Annotated in this window: 17 protein-coding genes; 11 read left to right on the top strand and 6 right to left on the bottom strand. The window is 59.3% G+C overall.

The genetic code is table 11. From position 1 onward, the window contains the following. Window positions 1-5: 5 nt before the first annotated feature. Genes GVJ63_RS13155 through GVJ63_RS13145 form a run of 3 tightly spaced genes read right to left on the bottom strand, consistent with a single transcriptional unit; the run spans window position 6 to window position 1,837 of the window. Window positions 6-704 (bottom strand): molecular chaperone, encoded by a 699-nt coding sequence (locus GVJ63_RS13155; protein ID WP_010671112.1) that lies wholly within the window; start codon window positions 702-704, stop codon window positions 6-8. 25 nt (window positions 705-729) lie between these two features. Further along, window positions 730-1,245, bottom strand: a complete 516-nt coding sequence (locus GVJ63_RS13150; RefSeq protein ID WP_159226994.1) for a spore coat U domain-containing protein — start codon at window positions 1,243-1,245, stop codon at window positions 730-732. Window positions 1,246-1,267: 22 nt separating this feature from the next. Further along, window positions 1,268-1,837 carry a spore coat protein U domain-containing protein gene (locus GVJ63_RS13145; RefSeq protein WP_010249006.1) on the bottom strand — a complete coding sequence of 190 codons (570 nt, stop codon included), beginning with the start codon at window positions 1,835-1,837 and terminating at the stop codon, window positions 1,268-1,270. 543 nt (window positions 1,838-2,380) lie between these two features. Between GVJ63_RS13145 and GVJ63_RS13140 the strand changes: the two genes are divergently transcribed. From GVJ63_RS13140 to GVJ63_RS13130, 3 genes are all read left to right on the top strand, one after another. Then, window positions 2,381-4,462 (top strand): bifunctional diguanylate cyclase/phosphodiesterase, encoded by a 2,082-nt coding sequence (locus tag GVJ63_RS13140; RefSeq protein WP_159226993.1) that lies wholly within the window; start codon window positions 2,381-2,383, stop codon window positions 4,460-4,462. A 153-nt stretch (window positions 4,463-4,615) separates the two neighbouring features. Next, window positions 4,616-6,784 carry a bifunctional diguanylate cyclase/phosphodiesterase gene (locus GVJ63_RS13135; RefSeq protein ID WP_159226992.1) on the top strand — a complete coding sequence of 723 codons (2,169 nt, stop codon included), beginning with the start codon at window positions 4,616-4,618 and terminating at the stop codon, window positions 6,782-6,784. 125 nt (window positions 6,785-6,909) lie between these two features. Next, window positions 6,910-8,313 carry a PLP-dependent aminotransferase family protein gene (locus tag GVJ63_RS13130; RefSeq protein ID WP_159226991.1) on the top strand — a complete coding sequence of 468 codons (1,404 nt, stop codon included), beginning with the start codon at window positions 6,910-6,912 and terminating at the stop codon, window positions 8,311-8,313. On the opposite strand, the gene GVJ63_RS13125 is transcribed toward GVJ63_RS13130, so the two are convergent. Beyond that, a complete protein-coding gene (locus tag GVJ63_RS13125) occupies window positions 8,310-8,792 on the bottom strand; it encodes a YlaC family protein (protein WP_010249002.1) in 483 nt (160 codons plus the stop codon). The genes GVJ63_RS13130 and GVJ63_RS13125 overlap by 4 nt on opposite strands. A 331-nt stretch (window positions 8,793-9,123) precedes the next feature. On the opposite strand from GVJ63_RS13125, the gene GVJ63_RS13120 reads away from it, so the two are divergent. The 6 genes from GVJ63_RS13120 to GVJ63_RS13095 all read left to right on the top strand — a co-directional run bounded on the left by GVJ63_RS13120 (window position 9,124) and on the right by GVJ63_RS13095 (window position 17,787). Next, window positions 9,124-9,723 (top strand): cupin domain-containing protein, encoded by a 600-nt coding sequence (locus tag GVJ63_RS13120; protein ID WP_010249001.1) that lies wholly within the window; start codon window positions 9,124-9,126, stop codon window positions 9,721-9,723. Window positions 9,724-9,856: 133 nt separating this feature from the next. Beyond that, window positions 9,857-10,924 carry an ABC transporter ATP-binding protein gene (locus tag GVJ63_RS13115; RefSeq protein ID WP_159226990.1) on the top strand — a complete coding sequence of 356 codons (1,068 nt, stop codon included), beginning with the start codon at window positions 9,857-9,859 and terminating at the stop codon, window positions 10,922-10,924. Window positions 10,925-10,939: 15 nt separating this feature from the next. Continuing rightward, on the top strand, window positions 10,940-11,941 hold the full coding sequence (locus tag GVJ63_RS13110; RefSeq protein WP_159226989.1) for an ABC transporter substrate-binding protein: 1,002 nt from the start codon (window positions 10,940-10,942) through the stop codon (window positions 11,939-11,941). 2 nt (window positions 11,942-11,943) lie between these two features. Then, window positions 11,944-13,683: an iron ABC transporter permease gene (locus GVJ63_RS13105; RefSeq protein WP_159226988.1), complete on the top strand. Its 1,740-nt coding sequence runs from the start codon at window positions 11,944-11,946 to the stop codon at window positions 13,681-13,683. Beyond that, on the top strand, window positions 13,671-14,759 hold the full coding sequence (locus GVJ63_RS13100) for an MBL fold metallo-hydrolase (protein ID WP_159226987.1): 1,089 nt from the start codon (window positions 13,671-13,673) through the stop codon (window positions 14,757-14,759). Before GVJ63_RS13105 ends, GVJ63_RS13100 begins: the two co-directional genes overlap by 13 nt. A 178-nt stretch (window positions 14,760-14,937) precedes the next feature. Next, a complete protein-coding gene (locus GVJ63_RS13095; protein ID WP_033772588.1) occupies window positions 14,938-17,787 on the top strand; it encodes a bifunctional diguanylate cyclase/phosphodiesterase in 2,850 nt (949 codons plus the stop codon). Between the two features lie 41 nt (window positions 17,788-17,828). Here the strand turns inward: GVJ63_RS13095 and GVJ63_RS13090 are convergent, their stop codons facing one another. Both GVJ63_RS13090 and GVJ63_RS13085 read right to left on the bottom strand, forming a co-directional pair. Next, window positions 17,829-18,893, bottom strand: a complete 1,065-nt coding sequence (locus GVJ63_RS13090) for a LacI family DNA-binding transcriptional regulator (RefSeq protein WP_159226986.1) — start codon at window positions 18,891-18,893, stop codon at window positions 17,829-17,831. Continuing rightward, window positions 18,890-19,144 (bottom strand): hypothetical protein, encoded by a 255-nt coding sequence (locus GVJ63_RS13085; RefSeq protein WP_159226985.1) that lies wholly within the window; start codon window positions 19,142-19,144, stop codon window positions 18,890-18,892. The genes GVJ63_RS13090 and GVJ63_RS13085 overlap by 4 nt, the downstream gene beginning before the upstream one ends. On the opposite strand from GVJ63_RS13085, the gene GVJ63_RS13080 reads away from it, so the two are divergent. Together GVJ63_RS13080 and GVJ63_RS13075 are read left to right on the top strand one after the other, a co-directional pair. After that, window positions 19,116-20,426, top strand: coding sequence for an MFS transporter (locus GVJ63_RS13080; protein WP_159226984.1), 1,311 nt, complete (start codon window positions 19,116-19,118; stop codon window positions 20,424-20,426). The two genes, GVJ63_RS13085 and GVJ63_RS13080, sit on opposite strands and share 29 nt — an antisense overlap. Window positions 20,427-20,436: 10 nt before the next feature. Beyond that, window positions 20,437-22,800, top strand: a complete 2,364-nt coding sequence (locus GVJ63_RS13075; protein WP_159226983.1) for a TIM-barrel domain-containing protein — start codon at window positions 20,437-20,439, stop codon at window positions 22,798-22,800. Window positions 22,801-22,836: the final 36 nt, after the last annotated feature.

Below are 22,836 nucleotides of genomic sequence, written 5' to 3'. Positions count from 1 at the left end.
AGCGCTTACTTCTGGGCAGCGCTGCGCCACTGGCTCTTGTTAACCTCTGCGGTGAGTTCGCCGCTTACTGGCGAGGTGAGCGGCCAGCGGTGATAGCTGTCAGCCAGCACATAGCCGTATAAGCCTTCGCCCAGTTTGCGACCACCAATCGCCACATTGCTCAGCCGGGCGTGACCGCTGCCGCTGTTGGTTAACTGGAGCCAGCGCCTGCCGCCCTCGCTGACCTGTTGCCAGCGCAGAGCCGGGCGAGCGCTGTCTGTGTTCAGCCCGGTACCGTAAACAAACAGCGGCACCGAATAGCGCATCTGGAAGGTCAGCCCGGCCTGATTCTCGCCGGGATTACGCGGGGTCGGGATCTCATCCAGCACCACCCGATAGGCCAGCTCTTTACCGGCCGCAGGCGGCGTCTGTTTAATCAGCCTGACCAGCTGTTTCTGGCCTGGCTCCATCCGCACCATTGGCGGGCTGGCGACCACCTGCTGCTGAGTCTGATACTGCTCCTGGCCATTGTTCTGCTGCCAGCTGAAGACGCGGATCTGCATCATGGTGGTGCTGTTACCGCGATTCTCCAGCCAGAGTTCGCTGGCTTTCTCTTCAGGATTAATGGCGGGATCGATGGGCCAGATCATGACCGAATTCGCGGCGAAGGCCGGGGAGAGCAGGGTGGAACTTAGCAGCAGCAACAGGGCGCGCAGTGGCTTCATGATCATATCCTTGTTTTCTATCACCTCACCAGCTCAGGGTGACGGTCAGCGTGTCGGTATAAACGCCGGCGCGCGCAGTGCCGGGCAGTTGTAGCTGACCGTAGATCGGCAGCGTAATGTTATTGGCATTGCTATAACTCAGCGGCACCGCCTGGTTCACCGGGATCACCGTGGTGCGGCTGGCGTTGCTAAAGAGCGTGTAGGGAACGGTGTTGCTGAAATTGGGCAGCTTCAGGTTACGGGTCGTGGTGAAATTGTTGCCCTGATTAATGCTCATGCTCAGCGTTGTGCCCGGTGTACAGGCGAGATTAATTGAGGTGCTCTGCAGATAGCTGGCGTTGACGGTACTCGCCGCCACGCCAGACTGCGTGCCGAAATTAAGCGTGCCAAAGACGCCGGTATTGGTACCGGATATCACGCAGCCTGCCACAATCGACGCGGTAACCTGGAAGGTGCTGGTTGGCAGACTCCAGGCGCTGATACTCCCTGTCAGCAGGGGCAGACCGCATGCGATCGTCAGGCAGGATCGCCAGAGAACCAACCGTATTTACCTGCGACAGCAGTTAATAGTTCACGGCAACGTTAATCGTGTCGGTATAGGTTCCGGCAGGGATCAGGGGATTGAAGCCGCCGCCGACCACCCGGCCATAGATGGCGTAGTTGGTCCCCAGCGTCGGATCGGTGGTACCGCTGGCGGCGATAGGCGTATTGTTGGCGATCGCCGTGGTAAAGGAGGCATCACTGTAGAGGGTATAGGCGATGCCCTGCGCATTATCCGATCCCAGTACCAGATAACGCGGCGATGCAGAGGCGGTGCCGTAGATGGTCGCCGGTGCAGTATTGCTGCTGGTGACCACCACGTTGTAATCCTGACCAGTGGTGCAGCGCACAAAAATACCGTTACCAGCCGCACCGACCAGTGTGGCGTTCAGGGTATCGAAAGTGGCTGCGCTGCTACCAAAGTTCAGGGTACCGAAGTTAACGCCCGCCGTAGCCGACTGGCCGTTCACCAGACAACCGGTGGTCAGGGTTAACGTGGCATTGATGGTTCCCGAGGTCGTCGCCGCCTGGGTTAATGACGGAATAGCGACAGTTAATCCTGCAGCGGCAAACAGAAAAAGCTTGAGTTTCATAATATTTCCTTACGGATTATCCAGAGTCAGTGCTTTTTCACCCGGTGTTTATTAACGATTCAACCCAAAATAAAGGAAATAAAATAACAAGGTAGGCAGTGCCGCTATCTTAAGAAAAATCTTAGACTTAAGAATGCTGATTTATATCAGTTTTACTTACTATAGATCAGTTAAAGCGTTACGCGAAGCCTTGCTATTTATTTTTGATTAATCAAAACGTCACTCCGGCCGATAACCCAGTAACAGCAAGGCGCGAAGACGAGGCGATAAAAAAAAATCCTTTGTTTTTTCGGTATCTGGCATGCTTTCTGCTTCGGTGATATGTTCCTGTACCAATCAGACATAATAACGGTTTACCAGCTTGCTCTGCGGGCGGTTAATAAGATGCAGGTTATAAATGGCCAGCGTCGGCGGGCGCGTTTTGCCTGGCCTTCAGGACCACAAAATACCGAAATTTAATCACTTTCACCCATCGGGTGTTTTCAGATCACTTATCAGACTGTACACAGCACCCGTTTCTCCGCGGGTGGTGAGGAGTTGCACATGTTGCCTGTCACCTGGGATAGCGTCCTGATCTGCGTTTCGCTGATCGTGGTGTTCATTGCCTCTTTTACAGCCCTGGATACTGCCGGACGGGTAGCGGTATCCCGTGGCTGGAGCGCCCGGTTCTGGCTGTTGGTGGGCGGCATCGCAATGGGGATTGGCGTCTGGGCAATGCACTTTATCGGGATGCTGGCGATGATGATGCCGATGATGATGCGCTATGACACGCGACTGACGATCCTCTCGCTGCTGGTGGCGATCCTGGCGTCTGTGCTGGCTTTTGGCCAGACGGTGGGTGGCCTGCATCTCACCCGCCAGCGGCTGCTGCGCGGCACGCTGATCCTGGGCGCGGGTGTGGTGGTCATGCACTATCTTGGTATGTATGCCCTGCTGATTGAACCGCAACCGGAGTGGAATGCGCTGCTGGTGGCGCTCTCTGTGCTGATTGCGTTTGCGGCCTCTGGCCTGGCGCTGTGGCTGGCCTTTCATCTGCGCCAGGGCGATCATCATCTGATGCTGATGCGCGGGCTGGCCTCTCTGGTCATGGGCATCGCCATCGCCGGTATGCACTATGTGGGTATGGCGGCAGCAGAGTTCAGCCACAGCAGTATGATGCAGCCGCACGGCGTCAGTAATGCGGGCCTGGCGGTGTGGGTGACGCTTATTACCCTGACTATTCTGGGTGTCACTCTGCTGAGTTCGATGCTGGATGCGCAGCTGCGTGCCGCGCGTCTGGCGACCCGCCTCAATCGCGCTAACCAGGAATTGCGTCAGCTGGCGATGCATGACAACCTGACCACGCTGCCCAATCGTGTAATGCTGGAGCAGCAGCTCGATCTCGCCATTAAACAGGCGATGCTTAATGAGCATCGCTTTGCCGTGATCTATATGGATCTCGATGGCTTTAAAGCGGTCAATGACACATGGGGACATCACGTCGGTGACCGGTTGCTGGTGGCAGTGGCGGAACGGCTTTGTAACCAGCTCAGCAACACGATGCTGCTGGTGCGTCTGGGAGGCGATGAATTTGTGCTGATGGCTGAGTGCGATATCAGCGCAGCCCGCCAGCTGGCGCAAAAACTGGTTAAAGTTATCAGTTCGCCGTTTGAACTTGACCGCTATGTGCTGCACGTTTCACTCAGCGCGGGCATTGCGATCTTTCCGCTGCACGGTCGCAACCGGCAGGAGCTATTGTTTAATGCTGATGCGGCGATGTATCACACCAAACACAGCGGACGAAACGGCTGGTGCCTGTTTGAACCAGCCATGAGCGCCGCGACGCAGCATCAGCTGGAGCTGGCGAACGATCTGTGGGAGGCGATAGAGCGCGAGCAGATGCGGCTATTCTATCAGCCGAAATTCTGTTCAGGCGGCACCAGGTTAATGGGATTCGAAGCGTTGTTGCGCTGGCAGCATCCGCAGCGCGGTTTACTGACGCCTGAGCTGTTTCTGCCGCGCGCCGAAAAAACCGGTCAGATTATTGCGCTGGGGAACTGGGTGATCGGGGAGGCCTGTAGTCAGCTCAGGCTATGGCACAACCAGGGCCACAGTGACTGGACAGTATCGGTGAATCTCTCCGCGTTGCAGTTTCACCAGCGTGATTTGCTGACTATCCTGACGCAGACCCTGGCGCGTAACCAGCTGCCAGGCAGCGCGCTGATGCTGGAGATCACTGAAGCGATTGCCATGCGCGATCCCGCTTTCAGCCAGCAGCGCATTCGTGAATTGCAGCAGGCGGGTGTCAGTGTCGCGATTGATAACTTCGGCATCGGTTATGCCAACCTGCTGCATCTCAAAGATCTGGATGCCAGTGAACTCAAAATTGATCGCAGCTTTATCAACTGCCTGCGGCCCGGCAGTGAAGATGCGACCGTAGTCAGCGCCATGCTGACCCTGGCGCAGAGCCTCAATCTGCGCATGGTGGCGGAAGGGGTGGAGACTGAAGAGCAGCAGCATTTGCTCACCAGCTTAGGCTTTGATGCGTTGCAGGGGTATCTGCTGGGCAAGCCAACGCCAGCGGACCGGGTTGAGGCGCTGAGTTTTCCCTCACTGCGACAGCCGGTGGCGTCACTGTCCGGCTGATAGCGCTGACAGCAACGATAGATTTCATCACTCAGAATGAGTGGAAGGATGCAGGGTTCGCGGCTCATTAACCGCCGGGCTGTGCCGATAACTAAGAGAATAATTTTAAAACCCTCTGCCCAACCACAAGCTCTGCTTTCGCGGGAATGCACTATGTTAGCGACCTCATACGACTCTTTTATCGTCATCGTCTCCGTTCTTGTCGCGATGCTGGCTTCGTTTACCGCCTTAGATATGGCGGGACGGGTGGTGCATTCAACCGGCAAAGTTGCGCTGGTCTGGCTGTTCGGCGGCGGTTTTTCCATGGGCATCGGCATCTGGGCGATGCACTTTATCGGCATGCTGTCGATGAACATGGAGATGGTCATGAGCTACAACGCCGGGCTCACCGCCTTTTCTGCGGCCATCGCGGTGTGTGCATCGATATTTGCGCTGTGGCTGGTCTGCAGTGGCGATCTGCCTTTGCCGCGCCTGGCGGGCGGCGCGCTGATCCTCGGCAGCGGCGTAGTCGCGATGCACTACACCGGCATGGCGGCGCTGATGTTCTCCCCCGGTATCGTCTGGAAATGGGGCTGGGTGGCGCTGTCGGTGGCGATCGCCCTGGCCGCCTCTGGCACCGCGCTGTGGCTGGCGTTTAACCTGCGGGAAGGACAGACCAGCCGGGTCACCCTGCTGCGCATTGGCGCATCGGTGGTGATGGGCTGTGCTATTGCCGGCATGCACTACACCGGCATGATGGCGGCAGAGTTTCCCGTCCACAGTCATCCGGTCGGGCAGGGCGTCAACAGCAACTGGCTGGCGATTCTGGTCACGGTGGTCACTATTTCGATTCTGGGCATTACCTTGCTGGTGTCGATGCTGGATGCGCGGATGCAGGCGCGTACCTCGATTCTCGCCAGTTCGCTGGCTGAAGCTAATCGCGAGCTGGCACAGCTGGCGCTGCACGACAACCTGACGCGGCTGCCCAACCGCATCCTGCTGGAGGATCGGCTGGAGCAGGCGATCAACAAAGCGAACCGTGAGCAGAGGCAGTTTGCCCTGATGTTTATGGACCTCGATGGGTTTAAGGCGGTCAACGACGCGTTCGGGCACCACATTGGCGACAGTCTGCTGGTCGGCGTGACCGAGCGCATGAGCGAGCAGATGACCGGCTACTTTACGCTGGCGCGGCTCGGCGGGGATGAGTTTGTGCTGCTGGTGGAGATCGACGATCCCAATGATGCGGCGGCCATCGCCGATAAACTAGTCAAAGCGGTGGATCGTCCGTTTGATATCTCACGCTATGAGCTGGTGGTATCGCTGAGTCTTGGCATCGCGGTCTATCCCGGCGATGGCGTGGATGAGCGCGAACTGATGTTCAACGCCGATGCGGCGATGTACCACACCAAAAATAATGGCCGTAACGGCTACACCTTCTTTCAGCCTTCTATGAACATTCAGGCCCAGAGCCAGCTTCAACTGAATAACGATCTCTGGCAGGCGCTGGATCATGATGAACTGCGCCTGTTCTATCAGCCAAAATATTGCGCGCCGAGCGGTCCGATTCTCGGTTTTGAGGCGCTGCTGCGCTGGCAGCATCCGCAGCGCGGCCTGCTGTCGCCCGATAAATTTCTGCCAATGGCAGAAAAGACCGGAATGATTGTCAATATCGGCAACTGGGTAATCCATGAAGCCTGTCGCCAGCTGCGCCAGTGGCATCTGCAGGGCCATCCGCACTGGTCGGTGGCGGTGAACCTGTCGGCGTTGCAGTTTGAGCAATCGAATCTGGTGAAGACGGTGGTGGATGCGCTGGAAAAACATCAGATTCCGGCCGAACTTCTGACGCTGGAGGTGACGGAAACCACCGCGATGCGCGATCCCGATGAGAGCGTGCGTATTCTGACTGAGCTGACCCAGCTCGGGGTGAAAGCTTCAATTGATGACTTTGGCACTGGCTACTCCAGCCTGCTCTATCTGAAACGGCTACCGGCCAGTGAACTCAAGATTGACCGGGCCTTTGTGAATGAGCTGCAGCATCACACAGAAGATGCCACCATCGTGTCGGCGATAGTGGCGTTGGCGCAGTCGCTGCAATTAAAAGTGGTGGCCGAAGGCGTTGAAACCGCTGAGCAGCAGGCCTTCCTGACCAGCCTGGGCTGTAATACGCTGCAGGGCTATCTGCTGGGCAAGCCGGTTCCCCCGGAGCGGGTGCCGGAGCTGGCTGATTATGTGGTGGCAGAAATTGAAGAGGTGATTGCGGAAGTGAGTCTTAATGCCGAAGCCGAAGCCGAAGCCGAAGCCGAAGCCGGGCAGCCGCTGACGCCGCAGGTCGCTGTGATCTGACCTGCCTGAAGCCGTGAAGAATCAGCGCAATCGGATAAAGCGATTCGCGCCGCCTGTCATTGGTCGCCGTGCGTGGTAAAGTCTCGCGGTCAGACTATTCACGGTCAAACAAGGAGAGGTCACCCGTGGCGAAATACCAGCGATTGATGGATGAGATTCAGCAGCAGATAGAGGCCGGCATCTGGCTGCCGGGCACCCGTCTGCCGTCATTGCGTCAGCAGGTCGCGCAGCAGGGCGTCAGCCTGATGACGGTGCTGCATGCCTATGAGTTGCTGGAGAGTCAGGGCTGGATCGTCTCCCGTCCACAGTCGGGTTACTACGTTGCACCGCGTGCCTTAGCACCCGCGCCGCTGAGCGTGGCGATCAGTGAACAGGTCGATATCAACGACTTTGTGTTTGATGTGCTGCAGGCCACGCGCGATCCGGCCATCGTGCCGTTTGGCTCCGCCTTTCCCGATCCCGCACTCTTTCCGCAGCGCCAGCTGATGCGCTCGCTGGCTAACGTCTCTCATCATCTGACCCCAACCGATGCGCTGCACAATCTGCCGCCTGGCAACGCCACACTGCGACAGCTGCTGGCGCAGCGCTATGCGCGTCAGGGCATCACCCTGTCGCCGGATGAAATTGTCATCACCAGCGGGGCGCTGGAAGCGCTGAACCTCAGTCTGCAATCTCTGACCGAGCCGGGCGATTATGTGGTGATTGAACAGCCGAGTTTTTATGGCGCGCTGCAGGCGATAGAGCGGCTTAAGCTCAAGGCGCTGGCGATTCCGGTCGACGCCAGAAATGGCATCGACCTCGTCCAGCTGGAGGAGGCCCTGCAGCGTTGGCCGGTGAAAGCCTGCTGGCTGATGACCACCCTGCAGAATCCACTGAGCGTAACCTTAACGCCGGAACGCAAACAGCAGCTGGTCGCACTGCTGGCGCGTTATCAGGTGCCGATGATTGAAGATGATGTCTATGCCGAACTCTGGGCGGGTGATGCGCCGCCGCTGCCGGCGAAAGCCTGGGATCGCCAGGGGAACGTGCTGCACTGCGGCTCATTTTCAAAGTCGCTGGTGGCAGGATTCCGGGTCGGCTGGGTCGCGGCGGGGCAGCATGCGCAGCGTATTCAGCGGCTGCAACTGATGAGCACGCTCTCTACCAGTGCGCCGATGCAGCTGGCGCTGGCCGATTTTCTTGCCACGCGGCGTTACGACACCCATCTGAAGCGGCTGCGACAGATTCTGGCGAAGCGACAGCAGATGGTGCGCCAGGCGTTAATGAAGGTGCTGCCGCCGCAGGCCACGTTCAGCGAAGCGCGCGGCGGCTATTTTCTCTGGGTGACGCTGCCAGAAAGCATCAATACGACCCGGCTCTATCAGCGGGCGCTGGCTCAGGGGATCAGTATTGCACCGGGGCAGCTATTTTCGGCAGGTGAGCAGTTCAGGCACTGCTTCAGGTTAAATACCGCCTGGCCGTGGGATAGTCGGGCCGAGGCGGCAATCGTGAAGCTGGGTCAGCTGATGGCGGAAGGGCAGGCGGATTAAACCCGCGCCGCTTCCTGATGGCCCCAGGTCAGGTAGTAGACATCATAGAAGTCCACTTCCCCTTTTTGCGTCAGCAGACGCTGGATACCGCTCTTCACGCGTTCTGGTGTCTCAGGCAGTGACAGAATGCGTGAGATTGCCTGTTCGCGCACCGGCTGAATGTAATACCACTCGCCGTTGTAGCAAACGCGCAGATCGAGGGCATCGATATCTTCAAAGCGATATTTCGGGTTGATATCCAGCAGCATCAGCACACTCATCACCAGCACAAACACGGTGGCAAACCAGAAGGCGGGCCAGCCGAGCATCTCGGTGGTGAAAATCAGCGCCACGCACAGGCCGTAGCAGAGATACATTACTGCCCAGAGACCAGGGTGGTTCTTCAGAAACGAGAGGCTGAAACGCGGCAAATTGTCGCGACGTTCTTCGCGGTTAAGCAGGGCGATCTCGTCAATCAGGATTTGTTTAATAGCGTCCATTTGTTACCTCACTGTCATCTGTTAGCTATTACAACAGATAACAGTCAAGCATATCAGAAACAGATCTGTGCTTTTTTTATATAACAGTTTATACGACAGTGACCGGGGCGTCGGGCTGCTGCGCCTCTGTGACGTTCCGCCTGACATTTTGCAACACTTTGCCGCAGTAAGAACCGCTATCCGCCGTCGCGCAGGCACACTCCGACCCTATAGTTAACGACACATTTGGCTTTAGTCAGCAATATCAGTCAATTATCTCAATTGTGTCGTCTGGCGCACATTGCATTGTGCCGCGGGTTTGCCACACTTAGAAAAACATCGGAGAACCTGTATGCGTGCCTCATCCTCCAGTCTGCTATTAATGATGTCCTTTGCCGCTGGCACCTTCTCGGCCGGGGCCTCTGACAATCCTCAGCATCTGATGCTTGCCAGCCCGTCGGGCGGTGTACCCAATAACCCGTTACCTCTGATTATCTGGCCGCGCGTGGTGCCGGAAGAGGAGGAGATCGCCGCGTGGTTTGAGAAAACCTTTGAGGAGAACGGCTGGCCTCCCGCCTGGCGCTATCCGATCTTCCCATACACCCATTATCATCCTAATACCCATGAACTGCTGGGCGTCGCTGAAGGCTGGGCGGAAGTGCTGTTTGGCGGCGACAGTGGCCGCATGGTGACCCTGCGCGCAGGCGATGCGGTCCTGATTCCGGCGGGTGTCGGCCATCGGCAGGTCAGCGCCAGCGAAGATTTTATGGTGATAGGCGCCTATCCGCACGGGATGTCGCCGGAGACGCTGCGCGATGAGCCCGCGAAGCTAAAAATGGCCCAGGAGCAGGTAAAAAAAGTGCCGTTGCCGACGCAGGATCCCTTTACCGGCAAAGAGGGCGCATTAACCGAGATCTGGCAGCCGATTGCGGCGCTCACCGCCCAGCAGTAAGCCACGGGGCGAGCACGCCCCGATGCCGCTTCGCCAGCCCGGCTTTCGCGTCCCGTAAGCCTGGCTGTCACCGGGCTGTCATCAAACTGTCGTAGCGTTTTGCCCAGCATGTTAACGGCAAAGGCAGAGTAAGATGGCGGCAATATCGTTAACCGGACTGAGCAAAGCGTTCGGCGCACAGCCGGTACTGGACGCGATTTCGTTACAGATTAACCAGGGCGAGTTTGTCGCCGTTCTTGGGCCTTCTGGCTGCGGCAAAACCACCCTGCTGCGCCTGCTGGCCGGCTTTGAAACGCTCGACAGCGGTGAAATCCACATCGGTGAACGTCAGGTTGCCGCAGACGGGCTGCACCTGCCGCCGGAAGCCCGCGAGCTCGGCGTGGTGTTCCAGAACTACGCTTTGTGGCCGCATATGACGGTCGCGGAGAACGTCGGCTACAGCCTGAAGGTGAACGGTGTGGCGCGCGCAGAACGCGAACTGCGCACCACCCAGGCCCTGACGCTGGTCGGGCTGGATCGCTTCGCCGACCGCCGACCCGCCGATCTCTCCGGCGGTCAGCGCCAGCGCGTGGCGCTGGCTCGCTGCCTGGTGGCACGGCCGACGCTGGTGCTGCTGGATGAGCCGCTGGCTAACCTCGATGTCCATCTGCGCGCCACCATGGAAGAGGAGTTCCGCCGCTTCCATCGCCACAGTGGCGCCACCTTACTCTATATCACCCACGATCAACGCGAAGCGATGGCACTGGCCGACCGCATCGTGGTGCTCGAACACGGCAGAGTAATGCAGTTCGCCAGCCCGCAAACCCTGTGGCGCGAACCGGCTAATGAGATGGTGGCGACCTTTATTGATGAGGGGCGGGTGCTGCCGGTCAGCGACATTGAGCCGCTCGATCCGGGTCAGGCAACCGCCACGCTCTGCGGGCTGCGGGTTTTGCTGCGCTGCTCGCCTCACCAGCGCCCGCTGCCGCACGGCAAAGCCAGCTTCCACAGCGTCAGTTTTCACCTCGCCACTGAGGGAGAGCGGCAGTTTGCCGCCCGCGTTGAGCGCATTATCTTTCGCGGTGGCTACCATCAGATCAACCTTCGACCGCTTAATCAACCGGATGTCAGCCTGTCGCTGACGCTTAATGATGCTGCATTACTGGCGGTGGATGACACCGTCGGCGTCGCCGTCGATGACGGCTGGATTCTTCCTGCATAAAGGGTTTCAGAAACCATGAAAACGGCTTTTCGTACTCCGCTTCACGCGCTGTTGTTGCTCTCGGGCCTCGCGGCCTCAACCCTGTTGCAGGCGGCCGACGCGCCCGGCGGCAAGCTGGTGGTTTACACGTCGCAGGCACCTGAAATTGCGCAACAGACCATCGATGCGTTTAAGGCCGCGTATCCGGCGGTGGAGGTGGAGTGGACCCGCAACGGCACCACTCAACTGATGAACGTGCTGCGCACTGAGATGATGAGCGGCCAGGTCAAACCCGATGTGCTGCTGGTGGCCGACGCGATCAATCTGGGCGCGCTCAAGAAAGAGGGGCAGCTCTATTCATATCCGGCCGCCCCGGTCAGCCACCTGAAGCCTGCCTATTACGATGTGGATAAAACCTTTTTCGGCACCAAAATTATCGCCACGGTGATCGCCTATAACACCCAGCGTGCGAAGCCAGTCAGTAGCTGGAAAGCGCTGGCAGTAGAAGAAAACAGAGGCCAGATTGCGGTCCCCAGTCCCCTCTATTCCGGTGCGGCGCTCTATAAGCTGCATACCGATATCCATACCCCGTCGATTGGCTGGGCGTTCTATCAGCAACTGGCCGCCATCGGCATTGCGCCACAGGGCGGCAATGGACCGGCGCTGAAAGCGGTTGCCAGCGGCATGGATAAGTATGGCGTGATCACGGATGCCGATATTATCCGCGCCAAAAAGCAGGGATCGCCCATCGATCTGGTCTATCCGCAGGAGGGCGTCTCCTATGTGACCGAGCCGGTGGCGATCATGAAGTCGGCGCATAATCTGCTGGCCGCCAAAGCCTTTGTTGATTTCATGCTGTCGGAAGCAGGACAGCAGCTGGTGGCGAAGCAGGGCAACCGGCCGGTCGATGCCCGCGTGGCGGCACCCGGTGGCTTTGCGCCGATTGAGCAAATCACGCTGCTGACGCCGGATGTGGCACAAGCGGTGGCCGAGGATGCTCAGGTCCGCGAAACCTTTACTGAACTGTTTGGCGGCTGATCGTGAGCGTGCTGGGCAACGAATGGCGAAGAGGCCAGGCCGCCAGGCATCGCAGATGGCGGGCGGAACCGCTGGTGCTGGGCATACTGGTGTTGGTGATCGGCCTGCTGTCGGTGGCACCTTTTGCCCGGCTGATGGGAACCGCGCTGGCACCGGATGGCATACTGGATAGCGATCGCCTGCTGAGATTGCTGACCAGCCGGCGGGTGCTCAGTGCCACGCTGAATACCCTGGCGATCGGCATCAGCGCGACGTTGCTGTCGCTGCTGCTGGGAACGGTGGCCGCCTGGCTGGTGGCGCTCACCGATTTGCGTGCCAAAGCGGCCTGGGTATTCGCCTTTATCCTGCCGCTGATGATCCCGCCGCAGGTGACTGCGCTGGCCTGGGTACAGGCGCTGGCACCGGGCAGTCTGCTGGCCACAGCGGTGAATGCGCTGGGCGGGACATGGCTGGCACCCGGTCAGCAACCGCTCTATTCCGCGACCGGCATGGTACTGCTGCTGGGTCTGCACAATGCGCCGCTGGTGTTCCTCACGGTGCGGGCTGGCCTGCGTCGACTCCCCGCCGAACTGGTGGAGGCGGCCCGCATCAGCGGCGCATCACCCCGGCAGATTCTGTTCACGGTGATCCTGCCGCTGGCGCGCCCCGCGATCTTCGCCGGGGCGGCGCTGGCGTTTGTCGCTGCGGTCGGGAATTTCGGTATCCAGGCGATGCTGGGTATTCCGGCGCGGGTGCCGACGCTGATTACGCTGGTTTATCAGCAGCTCAATACCCTCGGCCCCGGTGCGCTGCCCAATACCGCCGTCTACTCGATGCTGATTGCGCTGATCACCCTCGCCGGGATGCTGATTAGCGGCTGGCTGGGCGGACGACGCGATGTCCGGGTCAGCGGATCGCCACGACCCTGGCACCAGCCGCTGCGGCGCGCGCGACTGCCGGGCGAAATCATCGCCTGGCTGTGGATGGTGATCACCTTGCTGCTGCCGCTCAGCGCCTTGCTGACCACCGCCTTAACCCGCGGTTTCGGTCAGGCTCTGAACTGGCAAACCCTGACGATGGAGAATTTTCAGCAGGCGCTGTGGGGCTATCCGGCGATACGGCAGGCGTTCTTTACCAGCCTGTGGCTCACCGGCCTGACGGCGCTGCTGCTCAGCGTCATGGCACTGTTCCTGGCTTTCTTTCTCAGCTGGCATCGTACCCGGCTGGTGCGGGGGCTGGGATTCGCCAGCGAGCTGACCTATGCGCTGCCCGGCATTGTCACCGGCGTCGCAGCGATGCTGTTTTTCCTGCGGCCGCTGCCGCTGCTGGGATTTTCCCTTTACGGAACGGTGTGGATTATTCTCGCGGCCTATCTGGCCAATTTCCTGGCGCTGGTGTTAAGGCCGACGCTGGCCGGGTTCGCGCAAATCGAACCGTCACTGGATGAGGCGGCGCGCTTATGCGGCGCGGGTCTGATGCGGCGGATGACTGACATCCTGCTGCCGCTGGCGGCGCCTTCTGTGCTGGCCGGTGCGCTGCTGGTGTTCCTCACCGCGCTGAATGAAATACAGGTTTCAGTGCTGCTGGTTACCGCGCAAACCCAGACGCTTGGCCCGACCATTATTTTCCTGGATGAAGGCGGATCGGCGCCGCTGGCGGCGGCGGTCGGATGCCTGATGATTGGGATCGTGCTGGGCTTAATGCTGCTGGCTTCACGGCTGACGCGCCGTCTGCCGCAGGGAGTCCTGCCATGGCAAGCCTGACGGTGATCAGTGGCGTCGGCGGAAAACTGCCGGCCGCTTTCCTGCTGGAGATAGAGGGATATCGTCTGTTATGGGATTTAGGTGCCGGGCCGGAGCCGGGCGTCCGGCCCGCAATGGACGCCATCGGCCAGGTCGATGCGCTCTGCCTGACCCATTCCCATGTGGATCACGCGGCGGCGCTGGATAGCTGGGCCGACATCGGTTCACCGCCGGTCTATGCCAGTGAGATTACCTGGCAGCAGCTGGGCGAGGCTGGCGTTCCGGCTCAGGCGCGACGCATCCTGCCATTGCGCGGCCAGTGCGCGCTGGGGCCGCTGAATCTCTTTACCGGTCGCAGCGGGCATTCGCCGGGATCGATCTGGTTCCATCTGCCGATTGCGGGTGGCATCACCTATATGGGCGACTGGAGTCGCGAATCGCTGCTGTTGCCGTTTGATTGCCCGCCACGCGCACGGCTGTTGATTACCGATGGTTCCTATGGCGACCGCAATCAGCGACTGGCGCAGCAGATCGACGCGCTGGCCCTGGTGGCACAAGGGGGCGCCGTGGTCACCGCGCCGCTGCACGGGCGCGGCCCTGAGATGGCGCTGCAGCTCAGCGCTCGCGGGCTGCCGGTAGTGATGTGTCCCCAGGTGCGCGAAGAGGTGGCGCAGTTGCTGGCGCTCAACAGCCTGCCCGCCGCGGCGATGCTGGCGCTGGCCCGGTTATTGCGCGTCGCAACACCCGACCACTGGCGACCGGATACGGTAATTGTCGCGGCGGATGCGGTGGCTGACAGCGGGCTGGCGGCGCAGCTCAGCCATCAGCCCGACTTTCGTCTGATCTTCAGCAGTCACGTTTCCAGCGGCACCCGTGCCTTTGAGATGCTGCAATCCGGCATGGCACGCTGGCTGCCGTGGAATGTGCATCCGCCGCTCGACGATCAGCTGGCGCTGATCAGACAGACGGCGGCCCAGAAAGTGATCCCGGCGTTTGTCGCGCCGCAAGAGTGCCAGCAGCTGATGAGCCAAAGTCCGGCAATGCTCTGCTGGCAGCACCGTTATTCGCTCTCCTCGCGCTGGGAGCGGGTCGCCTGACGCGCCGCCACCGCGGAGTCATTGAACATTTACTCGCCGCTGCCGATAAACCCCTTATAAACACTGATTAATCTTCTTAATGCGCTTGTCATCTCAGCTCTTTTCGGCTGTAGTCTGCGCACGCTATTAAGAACATTCCTAAGCCGTCATCCGGCTACAGAGCAGCAGGCTAATCACAATGGATAATAACTCTGAGGTCATCTATCGCATGCTGGTACAAAGCGTGAATGATTACGCCATCACTATGCTAAAACCTGACGGTATCATCGGCAGCTGGAATCAGGGTGCTCAGCGCACGATAGGCTATACGCCAGACGAGATGATTGGCTGCAGCTTCGCTCTGTTGTATAGCGAAGAAGATCGCCGCCGGGGCCTGCCGCAGCGTGGGCTGGATATGGCTGCGACTGCCGGACACCATGAAAGCGAAGGCTGGCGCTATCGCAAAGATGGCAGTGCTTTCTGGGCACACGAGACGATCGACCCGATACGCAATGACGCCGGTCTGCTGGTGGGATACGCCTGTATTACCCGCGACTGCACTCAGCAGCAGGAGCAGCAGCGCAAAGAGCGGGAGCAGGAGATGCGCTTCCGCCTGCTGGTGGAGGGCGTTACCGATTACGCTATCTATATGCTCGATCATGACGGCAACGTGGTGAACTGGAATGCCGGGGCACAGCGCGCCAAAGGCTATGTGGCGGAAGAGATTGTCGGCCAGCATTTTTCCCGCTTCTACAGCGCCCAGGATCGCCTGAACCGTGTCCCGGAGCAGAACCTGCAAACCGCTTATCGCACCGGCCGCTTTGAAGATGAGGGCTGGCGCTACCGCAAAGATGGCAGCGCCTTCTGGGCGCATGTGGTGATCGACACGATCCGCGACGATCAGGGCAAGCTGCTGGGCTACGCTAAAATCACCCGCGACTGCACCGAACAGCAGCGCGTCCGCAGTCAGCAACGGGAGCAGGAGCAACGTTTCCGTCTGCTGGTAGAAGGAGTCACCGATTACGCCATCTATATGCTCGATGTCGACGGCGTGGTGGTGAACTGGAATGCCGGTGCGCAGCGTGCCAAAGGGTACAAAGCGGATGAAGTGGTGGGTCAGCACTTCTCGCTGTTTTACAGTTCCCAGGAGCGGCTGAACCGCATCCCGGAAGCGAATCTCGGTATCGCGCTTAAGACCGGCCGTTTTGAAGATGAGGGCTGGCGCTACCGCAAAGATGGCAGCGCCTTCTGGGCGCATGTGGTCATCGACGCGATCCACGATGATGACGGTAAGCTGGTCGGCTTCGCTAAGATCACCCGCGACCGCACGGAACGCCGTGAGCAGGAGCAGCAGGTGCTGCGCGCCAGGGATCTGGCTGAAGCCCAGAGCACCCAGAAAACCGCGCTCTCTAAATTCCTGGATAACATCATCGCCAATATTCCCTCCTGCGTGATCGTTGAAGATGCGATCACCCGCGAGATCCTGCTGGTTAACGACCGCACTCAGCAGCTGTTCGGCCTGTCGAAATCGCTGATCGTCAACAAGCGCCCGCATGAATGTATGTCGCCCGAACTCAGCGATTACTTTAATAATCTGGCGGATGTTGCGCTGCGCAGTGAGGGTATGCATGAACGTGAGCAGTTGCTGATGACCGCCAGCGGCGAACGCATTCTGCATACCCGCGCCACCGCGATTAACGGTCAGGATGCGCGACGTAACTACCTGATGCTGCTGGTGGAAGATGTCACTGACCAGCGCGCCGCTGATGCCCGTATTCACCATATGGCGCACCACGACAATCTCACCAGCCTGCCGAACCGCATTCTGTTCCGCCAGCGTCTGAGTGAAGCCTTGCGCACTGCCGGTCAGATACAGCGTCAGACTGCCGCGCTCTGCCTTGATCTCGATAACTTTAAAAATGTGAACGATGCGCTGGGCCACCAGATTGGCGACGAGTTGCTGCGCAGTGTGGCTAAGCGTCTGCGTAACGCGCTGCGTGACCAGGATACTCTGGCGCGTATCGGAGGCGATGAGTTCGCCATCGTGCTGCCTTCGGTGGCCAGTAATGAAGAGGCGAGCATTGTGGCGCAGCGCCTGATCGAGGCGATTCGCCCGCCGGTTAACGTTGAAGGCCATAATCTGTCGGTCGGGCTCAGCGTGGGTATTGCGCTCAGCACCACCATCACCAATACGCCGGAGCAGCTGCTGCGCTGTGCGGACATGGCGCTGTATGAAGCCAAACGCAACGGTCGCAACCGTTATGAGCATTTCACGCTGGAGATGGACGATGTGGCGCGCAGTCGACGCCTGATTGAAAACGATCTGCGCGATGCGATTAGCGGCGGGCATCTGCGGCTCTACTATCAGCCCATCACCAACGGCGATAACCGTACCATCATTGGCTATGAGGCGCTGATGCGCTGGCATCATCCGGTTCGCGGGCTGATCATGCCCAACGACTTCATCCCGATCGCTGAAGAGACCGGCCTGATTCATATGCTGGGGGCGTTTGCACTCTACGAAGCCTGTCGCGAAGCGGCGAGCTGGGAAGGGGAGCAGTCGGTCTCGGTCAACCTCTCACCGCTGCAGTTTAAAAACAGCTCGCTGGTGCCGGTGGTGGAAGGTGCGCTGAAAGAGTCGGGTCTCGATCCGGCGCGGCTGGAGGTTGAGATCACCGAATCGGTGCTGCTGGATGATTCGCTGGGTAATATCCGTACCCTGCAAAATCTCAAGGCGCTGGGCGTGCAGATTGCGCTGGATGATTTCGGCACCGGCTATTCGTCGCTGAGCTATCTGCGATCTTTCCCGTTCGACAAAATCAAAATCGACAAATCCTTTATCAATGATATGGGTGACAGCCGCGAGGCGCTGGCGATTATCCGCGCCATCACCGGCATGAGTCGCAGTCTGGATATCCAGATTACTGCCGAAGGGGTGGAGAGCGATGAGCAGTTCGCTAAGCTGCGCGATGAGGGCTGTACCCTGTTCCAGGGCTTCCTGTTCGGACGGCCTCAGCCGTCGGAACTGCGGCTGAAAACGCTGGGTTAATCCGCGCCGGGTTAATCCATACCGTGTTAATCCATACCGTGTTAATCATAGAGGCCATGCTGCTGGACCGGTGCATGGCTGAGATTATCGCGAATGCGCCGCACCGACTCGCGCACCACCAGCCTGCCATTCAGCAGCAGGCTGCCGGTGGGTGTGCCGGGATTCAGTCGCATCTCCTGCAACATTCTCACTGCCGCTGCGCCCAGCTCATCACGTGGCACCTGCACCGAGGTCAGCGGAATATCGTGGATAGCGGCCAGGTTAAAGCCATCCATACTCATCACCGAAATATCCTGCGGCACCCGCAGACCGGCCTGCTCCAGCGCAGTGACGGCGCCCGCCGCAATGTAATCACCGCTGGCGAGAATCGCGGTCGGGCGAAGCGCATCAGGGCAGTGGCGCAGATACTCACTCAGCCGCTCCGCCGCTTCATTGCTGCTGAAGCTGTTCAGGGTCAGCAGATGCTGGCGGCTGTCAAACCGCAGGTTCATGGCATGCCAGGCGTCGCGCACCCCCTGCAATCGCTGCTCCATGGTGTAGCGGCGTAAGCAATGCAGCGACAGGATCTGCCGGTGTCCTTGCTCAAACAGGTAGCGCGCTGAGAATTCACCAATCAGCTGATGATGGGGCGAGACCGAAGGCAGGCGCATTCGGCGATCGCGGGCGTTAATCAGCACGCAGGGTTTGTTCATCTCCGCCGCCAGCTGATGAATATGCTCATCATCAATGCCGATCAGCAGTGCCGCTTCGGTCTGCTGCATCTTATCGATAAACAGCGCCGCATCACTTTCCACCTCCTCCAGCGGGCAGTAGCGCAGCCGCACCTCATGCGGCTCTACCGCCTGGCTGATCCCCTGAATCACTTTGTAGTAGAAGATGTCACTGCGTACATCAAAGGCGCGCGGCGGGGCAAAGACCATCAGGTTATTCAGCAGCAGGCGACCACTGTGCAGATTGTTAAGGACGCCCTGCTGCTGCGCCACGACCAGCACTTTGTCACGGGTGGCGGGCCGGGTATTGGCTTTACCCGCCAGCACCCGCGACACCGTACTGATGGAGACGCCGCTGAGTGCCGCAATCTCGCTTACTTTCAGCCTTTGTTTCATTCTGTGATCGCCTTCAAATCTGCTGATGAAAAAATTTTCATAACCTGCTGAATCGCGTCAGATAAGCGTTTCAGTGCCATTTTCTGCCGGGATTCAGCCTGCCATGAAAAGCGTTGCAAAAAAGTGTCTGTACCCACGTTTCGCACTTTTCTAAGTTCGTTACAGGACACGCGGTACGCCAGCAGGCGGTGTGCGTCATCAATGGCAATCAGGAGTGGCACAATGAGCCTCGAATCAACAACCAAACCCATCAGTGCATCCCGCACGGTGCGCGTGATTAAAAATTTACGCTGGTGGATGCTGGGAATGTTCCTGCTGGGTGTAACCGTCAACTACATCACCCGCAACTCGCTCGGCATTCTGGCACCGGAACTTAAAAACAGTCTGCACATGACGACCGAACAGTACTCCTGGGTGGTGGCGGCGTTTCAGCTGGCCTATACCCTGTTTCAGCCAATCTGCGGCTGGCTGATCGATGTGATCGGACTGAAAATGGGCTTCCTGATCTGTGCGCTGATCTGGTCGGTGACCTGTCTGCTGCACGCCGGCGCGGGAAGCTGGCTGCATCTGGCATTGCTGCGCTTTGTCATGGGCGCCTCTGAGGCGGCGGCAACGCCCGCGAACGCCAAAGCGATCGGTGACTGGTTTCCGAAAAAGGAGCGTCCGGTCGCGGCGGGCTGGGCGGGCGTCGGCTTTTCGATTGGTGCCATGCTGGCACCACCGATTATTTATGTCGCGCACATAACGTTTGGCTGGCAGGGCGCCTTTCTGCTGACCGGCGGGCTGGGCCTGCTGTGGGTTGCACTCTGGTGGTGGGGATATCACTCGCCCGAGAGCCATCCTCGTCTCTCTGATGAGGAGCGGGCCTTTATTAATCAGGACAACGAAGCGCTCGGGGAAAAACTGCCGTTCTTCACCGCGCTGAAAGTGATTGGTAAAGAGAAGAAATTCTACGGCATCGCCATCCCGGCTTTTCTGGCCGAACCGGCCTGGGCGGTCCTGAGCTTCTGGGTGCCGCTCTATCTGGCCAATGAGCGCGGCATGGATCTCAAGCAGATCGTGATGTTTGCCTGGCTGCCGTTTCTGGCCGCCGACCTCGGCAGCGTCGCCAGCGGCTATCTGACCAAAATCTATGTGCGCTGGTTTGGTCTCACCCGCGTCAATTCGATTGTCGCCAGTTCGGTGACCGGCGCACTGCTAATGGTCTCCCTGGCGCTGATGACGCTGGTAAAAGATCCCTGGCTGGCGATCGCCCTGATCTCGGTCGGTGGCTTCGGCCATCAGGTGATCTCCTGCATGCTGAGCGCGCTGGTGGTGGAGCGTTTTGATCGCCGCCAGATGGCCACGGTCAACGGCATGCGCGGCTCCTGCGCCTGGATCGCCAGCTTTATCTTCTCGCTGATTATCGGTGTCACCGCCGATACCATCGGCTTCAATCCGCTGTTTGTGGCGATGGGCTTCTTTGACCTGATTGGTGCCGTTTTCCTGGTGATGATGGTCGCCGAACGCCGCCAGCGCCCTGCTAACCCATAAGGATATCGTGATGAAAACCCTGAAGAACTGGACGCTGCATCAGCAGGCCGATCACTTTGTTGAACTCAAGGTCGAAGATCGTCACTTCCTGCGGCTTTACGTGCTGGAGGATAAGCTGATGCGCGTGCTGCTGAAGCGCGACGGTGAGCTGGCGCTGAACCGCACCTGGAGCATTGCGCCTGTCAACGACGTGCCCTGGCAGGGGCGGGATCGTGAGGCGCTGGATGGCTTTACGCTGCCGGCATTTAAGGTTGAACACGATGCGCAGCAGTTGCGCATCAGCACGCAACGGCTGCGTGTCACGGTGCATCAGCCGCTCTGCCTGAGCTGGGAGCAGTTTGATGGTGAGAGCTGGCAGCCGCTGGCCGCCGACCGTCACACCGGTGCCTATCTGCTCAATGCGCACGGTGATGGAGTCGAGCACTATCAGCGTCGCCAGCCGCAGGATCGGGTTTATGGCCTGGGCGAGAAGAGCGGCGACCTGAACCGCGTTAACCGCCGTTTTGAGATGCGTAATCTGGACGCCATGGGCTACAACGCCGCCAGCACCGATCCGCTCTATAAACATATTCCGTTTACCCTGACGCAGCGCGATGGCGTCAGTTTTGGCCTGTTCTATGACAACCTGAGCAGCAGCTGGCTCGATCTGGGGAATGAGCTGGATAACTACCATCTCCCTTATCGCCGTTACCGCGCCGAAGCGGGCGATCTCGATTACTACATGATGCTGGGCCCGACGCTGCTCGACGTCACCAAAGCCTTTGTGCGTCTGACCGGTCGCACCCTGTTTCAGCCGAAGTGGAGCCTGGGCTACAGCGGGTCCACCATGCACTACACCGACGCGCCCGACGCACAACAGCAGCTGCAATCCTTTATCCGTCTGTGTCGCGAGCATGAAATTCCCTGCGACTCGTTCCAGCTCTCTTCGGGTTACACCTCGATTAACAACAAGCGCTACGTTTTCAACTGGAACTACGACAAAGTCCCGAATCCCAATGCGCTGAGCGACGTGTTTCATACTGCCGGAATGAAGCTGGCGGCCAACATCAAACCCTGCCTGCTGCAGGATCATCCGCGCTATCAGGAAGTGGCCGCGCAGGGGCTATTTATTCGTGACTCTGAGCAGGATCGTCCTGAGCGGTCGGTGTTCTGGGACGATGAAGGATCGCACCTCGACTTCACTCATCCGCAGGCGGTGCGCTGGTGGCAGGAGAATGTCACCCGGCAGCTGCTGGAAAAGGGCATTGATTCCACCTGGAATGACAACAACGAATATGAGGTGTGGGATGGCGAAGCGCGCTGTCACGGTTTTGGTCAGCCGATCGCCATCAAGCATATCCGGCCGGTAATGCCGTTGCTGATGATGCGCGCCTCAATGGAAGCCCAGCAGCAGTTTGCACCGGACAAACGCCCTTATCTGATCTCCCGTTCCGGCTGCGCCGGGATGCAGCGCTATGTACAGACCTGGAGCGGCGATAACCGCACCAGCTGGCAAACGCTGCGCTACAACATCCGCATGGGACTGGGGATGAGCCTCTCCGGGCTGTTTAACGTCGGGCACGATGTCGGCGGCTTCTCGGGCGATAAGCCGGATGCCGAGCTGTTTGTGCGCTGGGTTCAGAATGGCGTTATGCACCCGCGCTTTACTATCCACTCCTGGAATGACGATCACACGGTAAACGAGCCCTGGATGTACCCGGAGGTCACGCCGATGATCCGCGAGGCGATCCGGCTGCGCTATCGCCTGATGCCCTACCTCTATAACCTGGCGTGGCAGGCCAGTGTGGAAGATGAGCCGATGCTGCGCCCGACCTTCCTCGATCACGAGCAGGATCCGCTGACCTATCAGGAGTGTGATGACTTTATGCTGGGGCGCGATCTGCTGGTCGCCAGCGTAGTGGAGCAGGGCGCGCGCAGTCGTGAAGTCTATCTGCCCCGTAACCGCGGCGGCTGGTATGACTGGCACAGCGGCAAGGCGTTTGCGGGCGGCGAGACCATCACGCTGGATGCGCCGCTGGATCGGCTGCCGCTGCTGGTAAGGGCCGGTGCGGTGATCCCGCTGGGCGAGTGCGAAAGCACCACCGATGCGCGGCGTGATACGGTGCGGCAATGGCAGCTATGGCCTGCCCCCGAAGGCGTGCAGACTCAAGGCGAAATGTTTGATGACGATGGCGAGAGCCACGGCTGGCAACAGGGGAATGCGCTATGGCTTCGCTGGACGCTCTGCAGCAGCGCCACGCGTATCGACCTGACGGTGGAAAAACGTGGAGATTACCAGCCAGCCTGGCGGGAGATCGCGCTGTTACTGCCTGCGGGGGAAAGCCGTGAACTGTGGGTGAATGGCGGGAAAGCCGCGAGTTACCGGCTGGAATAGCGGTGCAGTGGTGTCAGCAAGACGGCAATAAGATCG

Origin of the sequence: Pantoea sp. 18059 (assembly GCF_902706165.1) — a bacterium.
Taxonomy (GTDB): Bacteria; Pseudomonadota; Gammaproteobacteria; order Enterobacterales; family Enterobacteriaceae; genus Pantoea; species Pantoea agglomerans.
This window is presented reverse-complemented; position numbering and strand designations above follow the sequence as displayed.

What these genes read in the sequence shown, in the direction of transcription:
- GVJ63_RS13155 (WP_010671112.1), bottom strand. Translation starts at nt 704, where the DNA reads ATGAAGCCACTGCGCGCCCTGTTGCTGCTGCTAAGTTCCACCCTGCTC.
- GVJ63_RS13145 (WP_010249006.1), bottom strand. Translation starts at nt 1,837, where the DNA reads ATGAAACTCAAGCTTTTTCTGTTTGCCGCTGCAGGATTAACTGTCGCT.
- GVJ63_RS13140 (WP_159226993.1), top strand. Translation starts at nt 2,381, where the DNA reads ATGTTGCCTGTCACCTGGGATAGCGTCCTGATCTGCGTTTCGCTGATC.
- GVJ63_RS13135 (WP_159226992.1), top strand. Translation starts at nt 4,616, where the DNA reads ATGTTAGCGACCTCATACGACTCTTTTATCGTCATCGTCTCCGTTCTT.
- GVJ63_RS13125 (WP_010249002.1), bottom strand. Translation starts at nt 8,792, where the DNA reads ATGGACGCTATTAAACAAATCCTGATTGACGAGATCGCCCTGCTTAAC.
- GVJ63_RS13120 (WP_010249001.1), top strand. Translation starts at nt 9,124, where the DNA reads ATGCGTGCCTCATCCTCCAGTCTGCTATTAATGATGTCCTTTGCCGCT.
- GVJ63_RS13115 (WP_159226990.1), top strand. Translation starts at nt 9,857, where the DNA reads ATGGCGGCAATATCGTTAACCGGACTGAGCAAAGCGTTCGGCGCACAG.
- GVJ63_RS13110 (WP_159226989.1), top strand. Translation starts at nt 10,940, where the DNA reads ATGAAAACGGCTTTTCGTACTCCGCTTCACGCGCTGTTGTTGCTCTCG.
- GVJ63_RS13100 (WP_159226987.1), top strand. Translation starts at nt 13,671, where the DNA reads ATGGCAAGCCTGACGGTGATCAGTGGCGTCGGCGGAAAACTGCCGGCC.
- GVJ63_RS13095 (WP_033772588.1), top strand. Translation starts at nt 14,938, where the DNA reads ATGGATAATAACTCTGAGGTCATCTATCGCATGCTGGTACAAAGCGTG.
- GVJ63_RS13090 (WP_159226986.1), bottom strand. Translation starts at nt 18,893, where the DNA reads ATGAAACAAAGGCTGAAAGTAAGCGAGATTGCGGCACTCAGCGGCGTC.
- GVJ63_RS13080 (WP_159226984.1), top strand. Translation starts at nt 19,116, where the DNA reads ATGAGCCTCGAATCAACAACCAAACCCATCAGTGCATCCCGCACGGTG.
- GVJ63_RS13085 (WP_159226985.1), bottom strand. Translation starts at nt 19,144, where the DNA reads ATGGGTTTGGTTGTTGATTCGAGGCTCATTGTGCCACTCCTGATTGCC.
- GVJ63_RS13075 (WP_159226983.1), top strand. Translation starts at nt 20,437, where the DNA reads ATGAAAACCCTGAAGAACTGGACGCTGCATCAGCAGGCCGATCACTTT.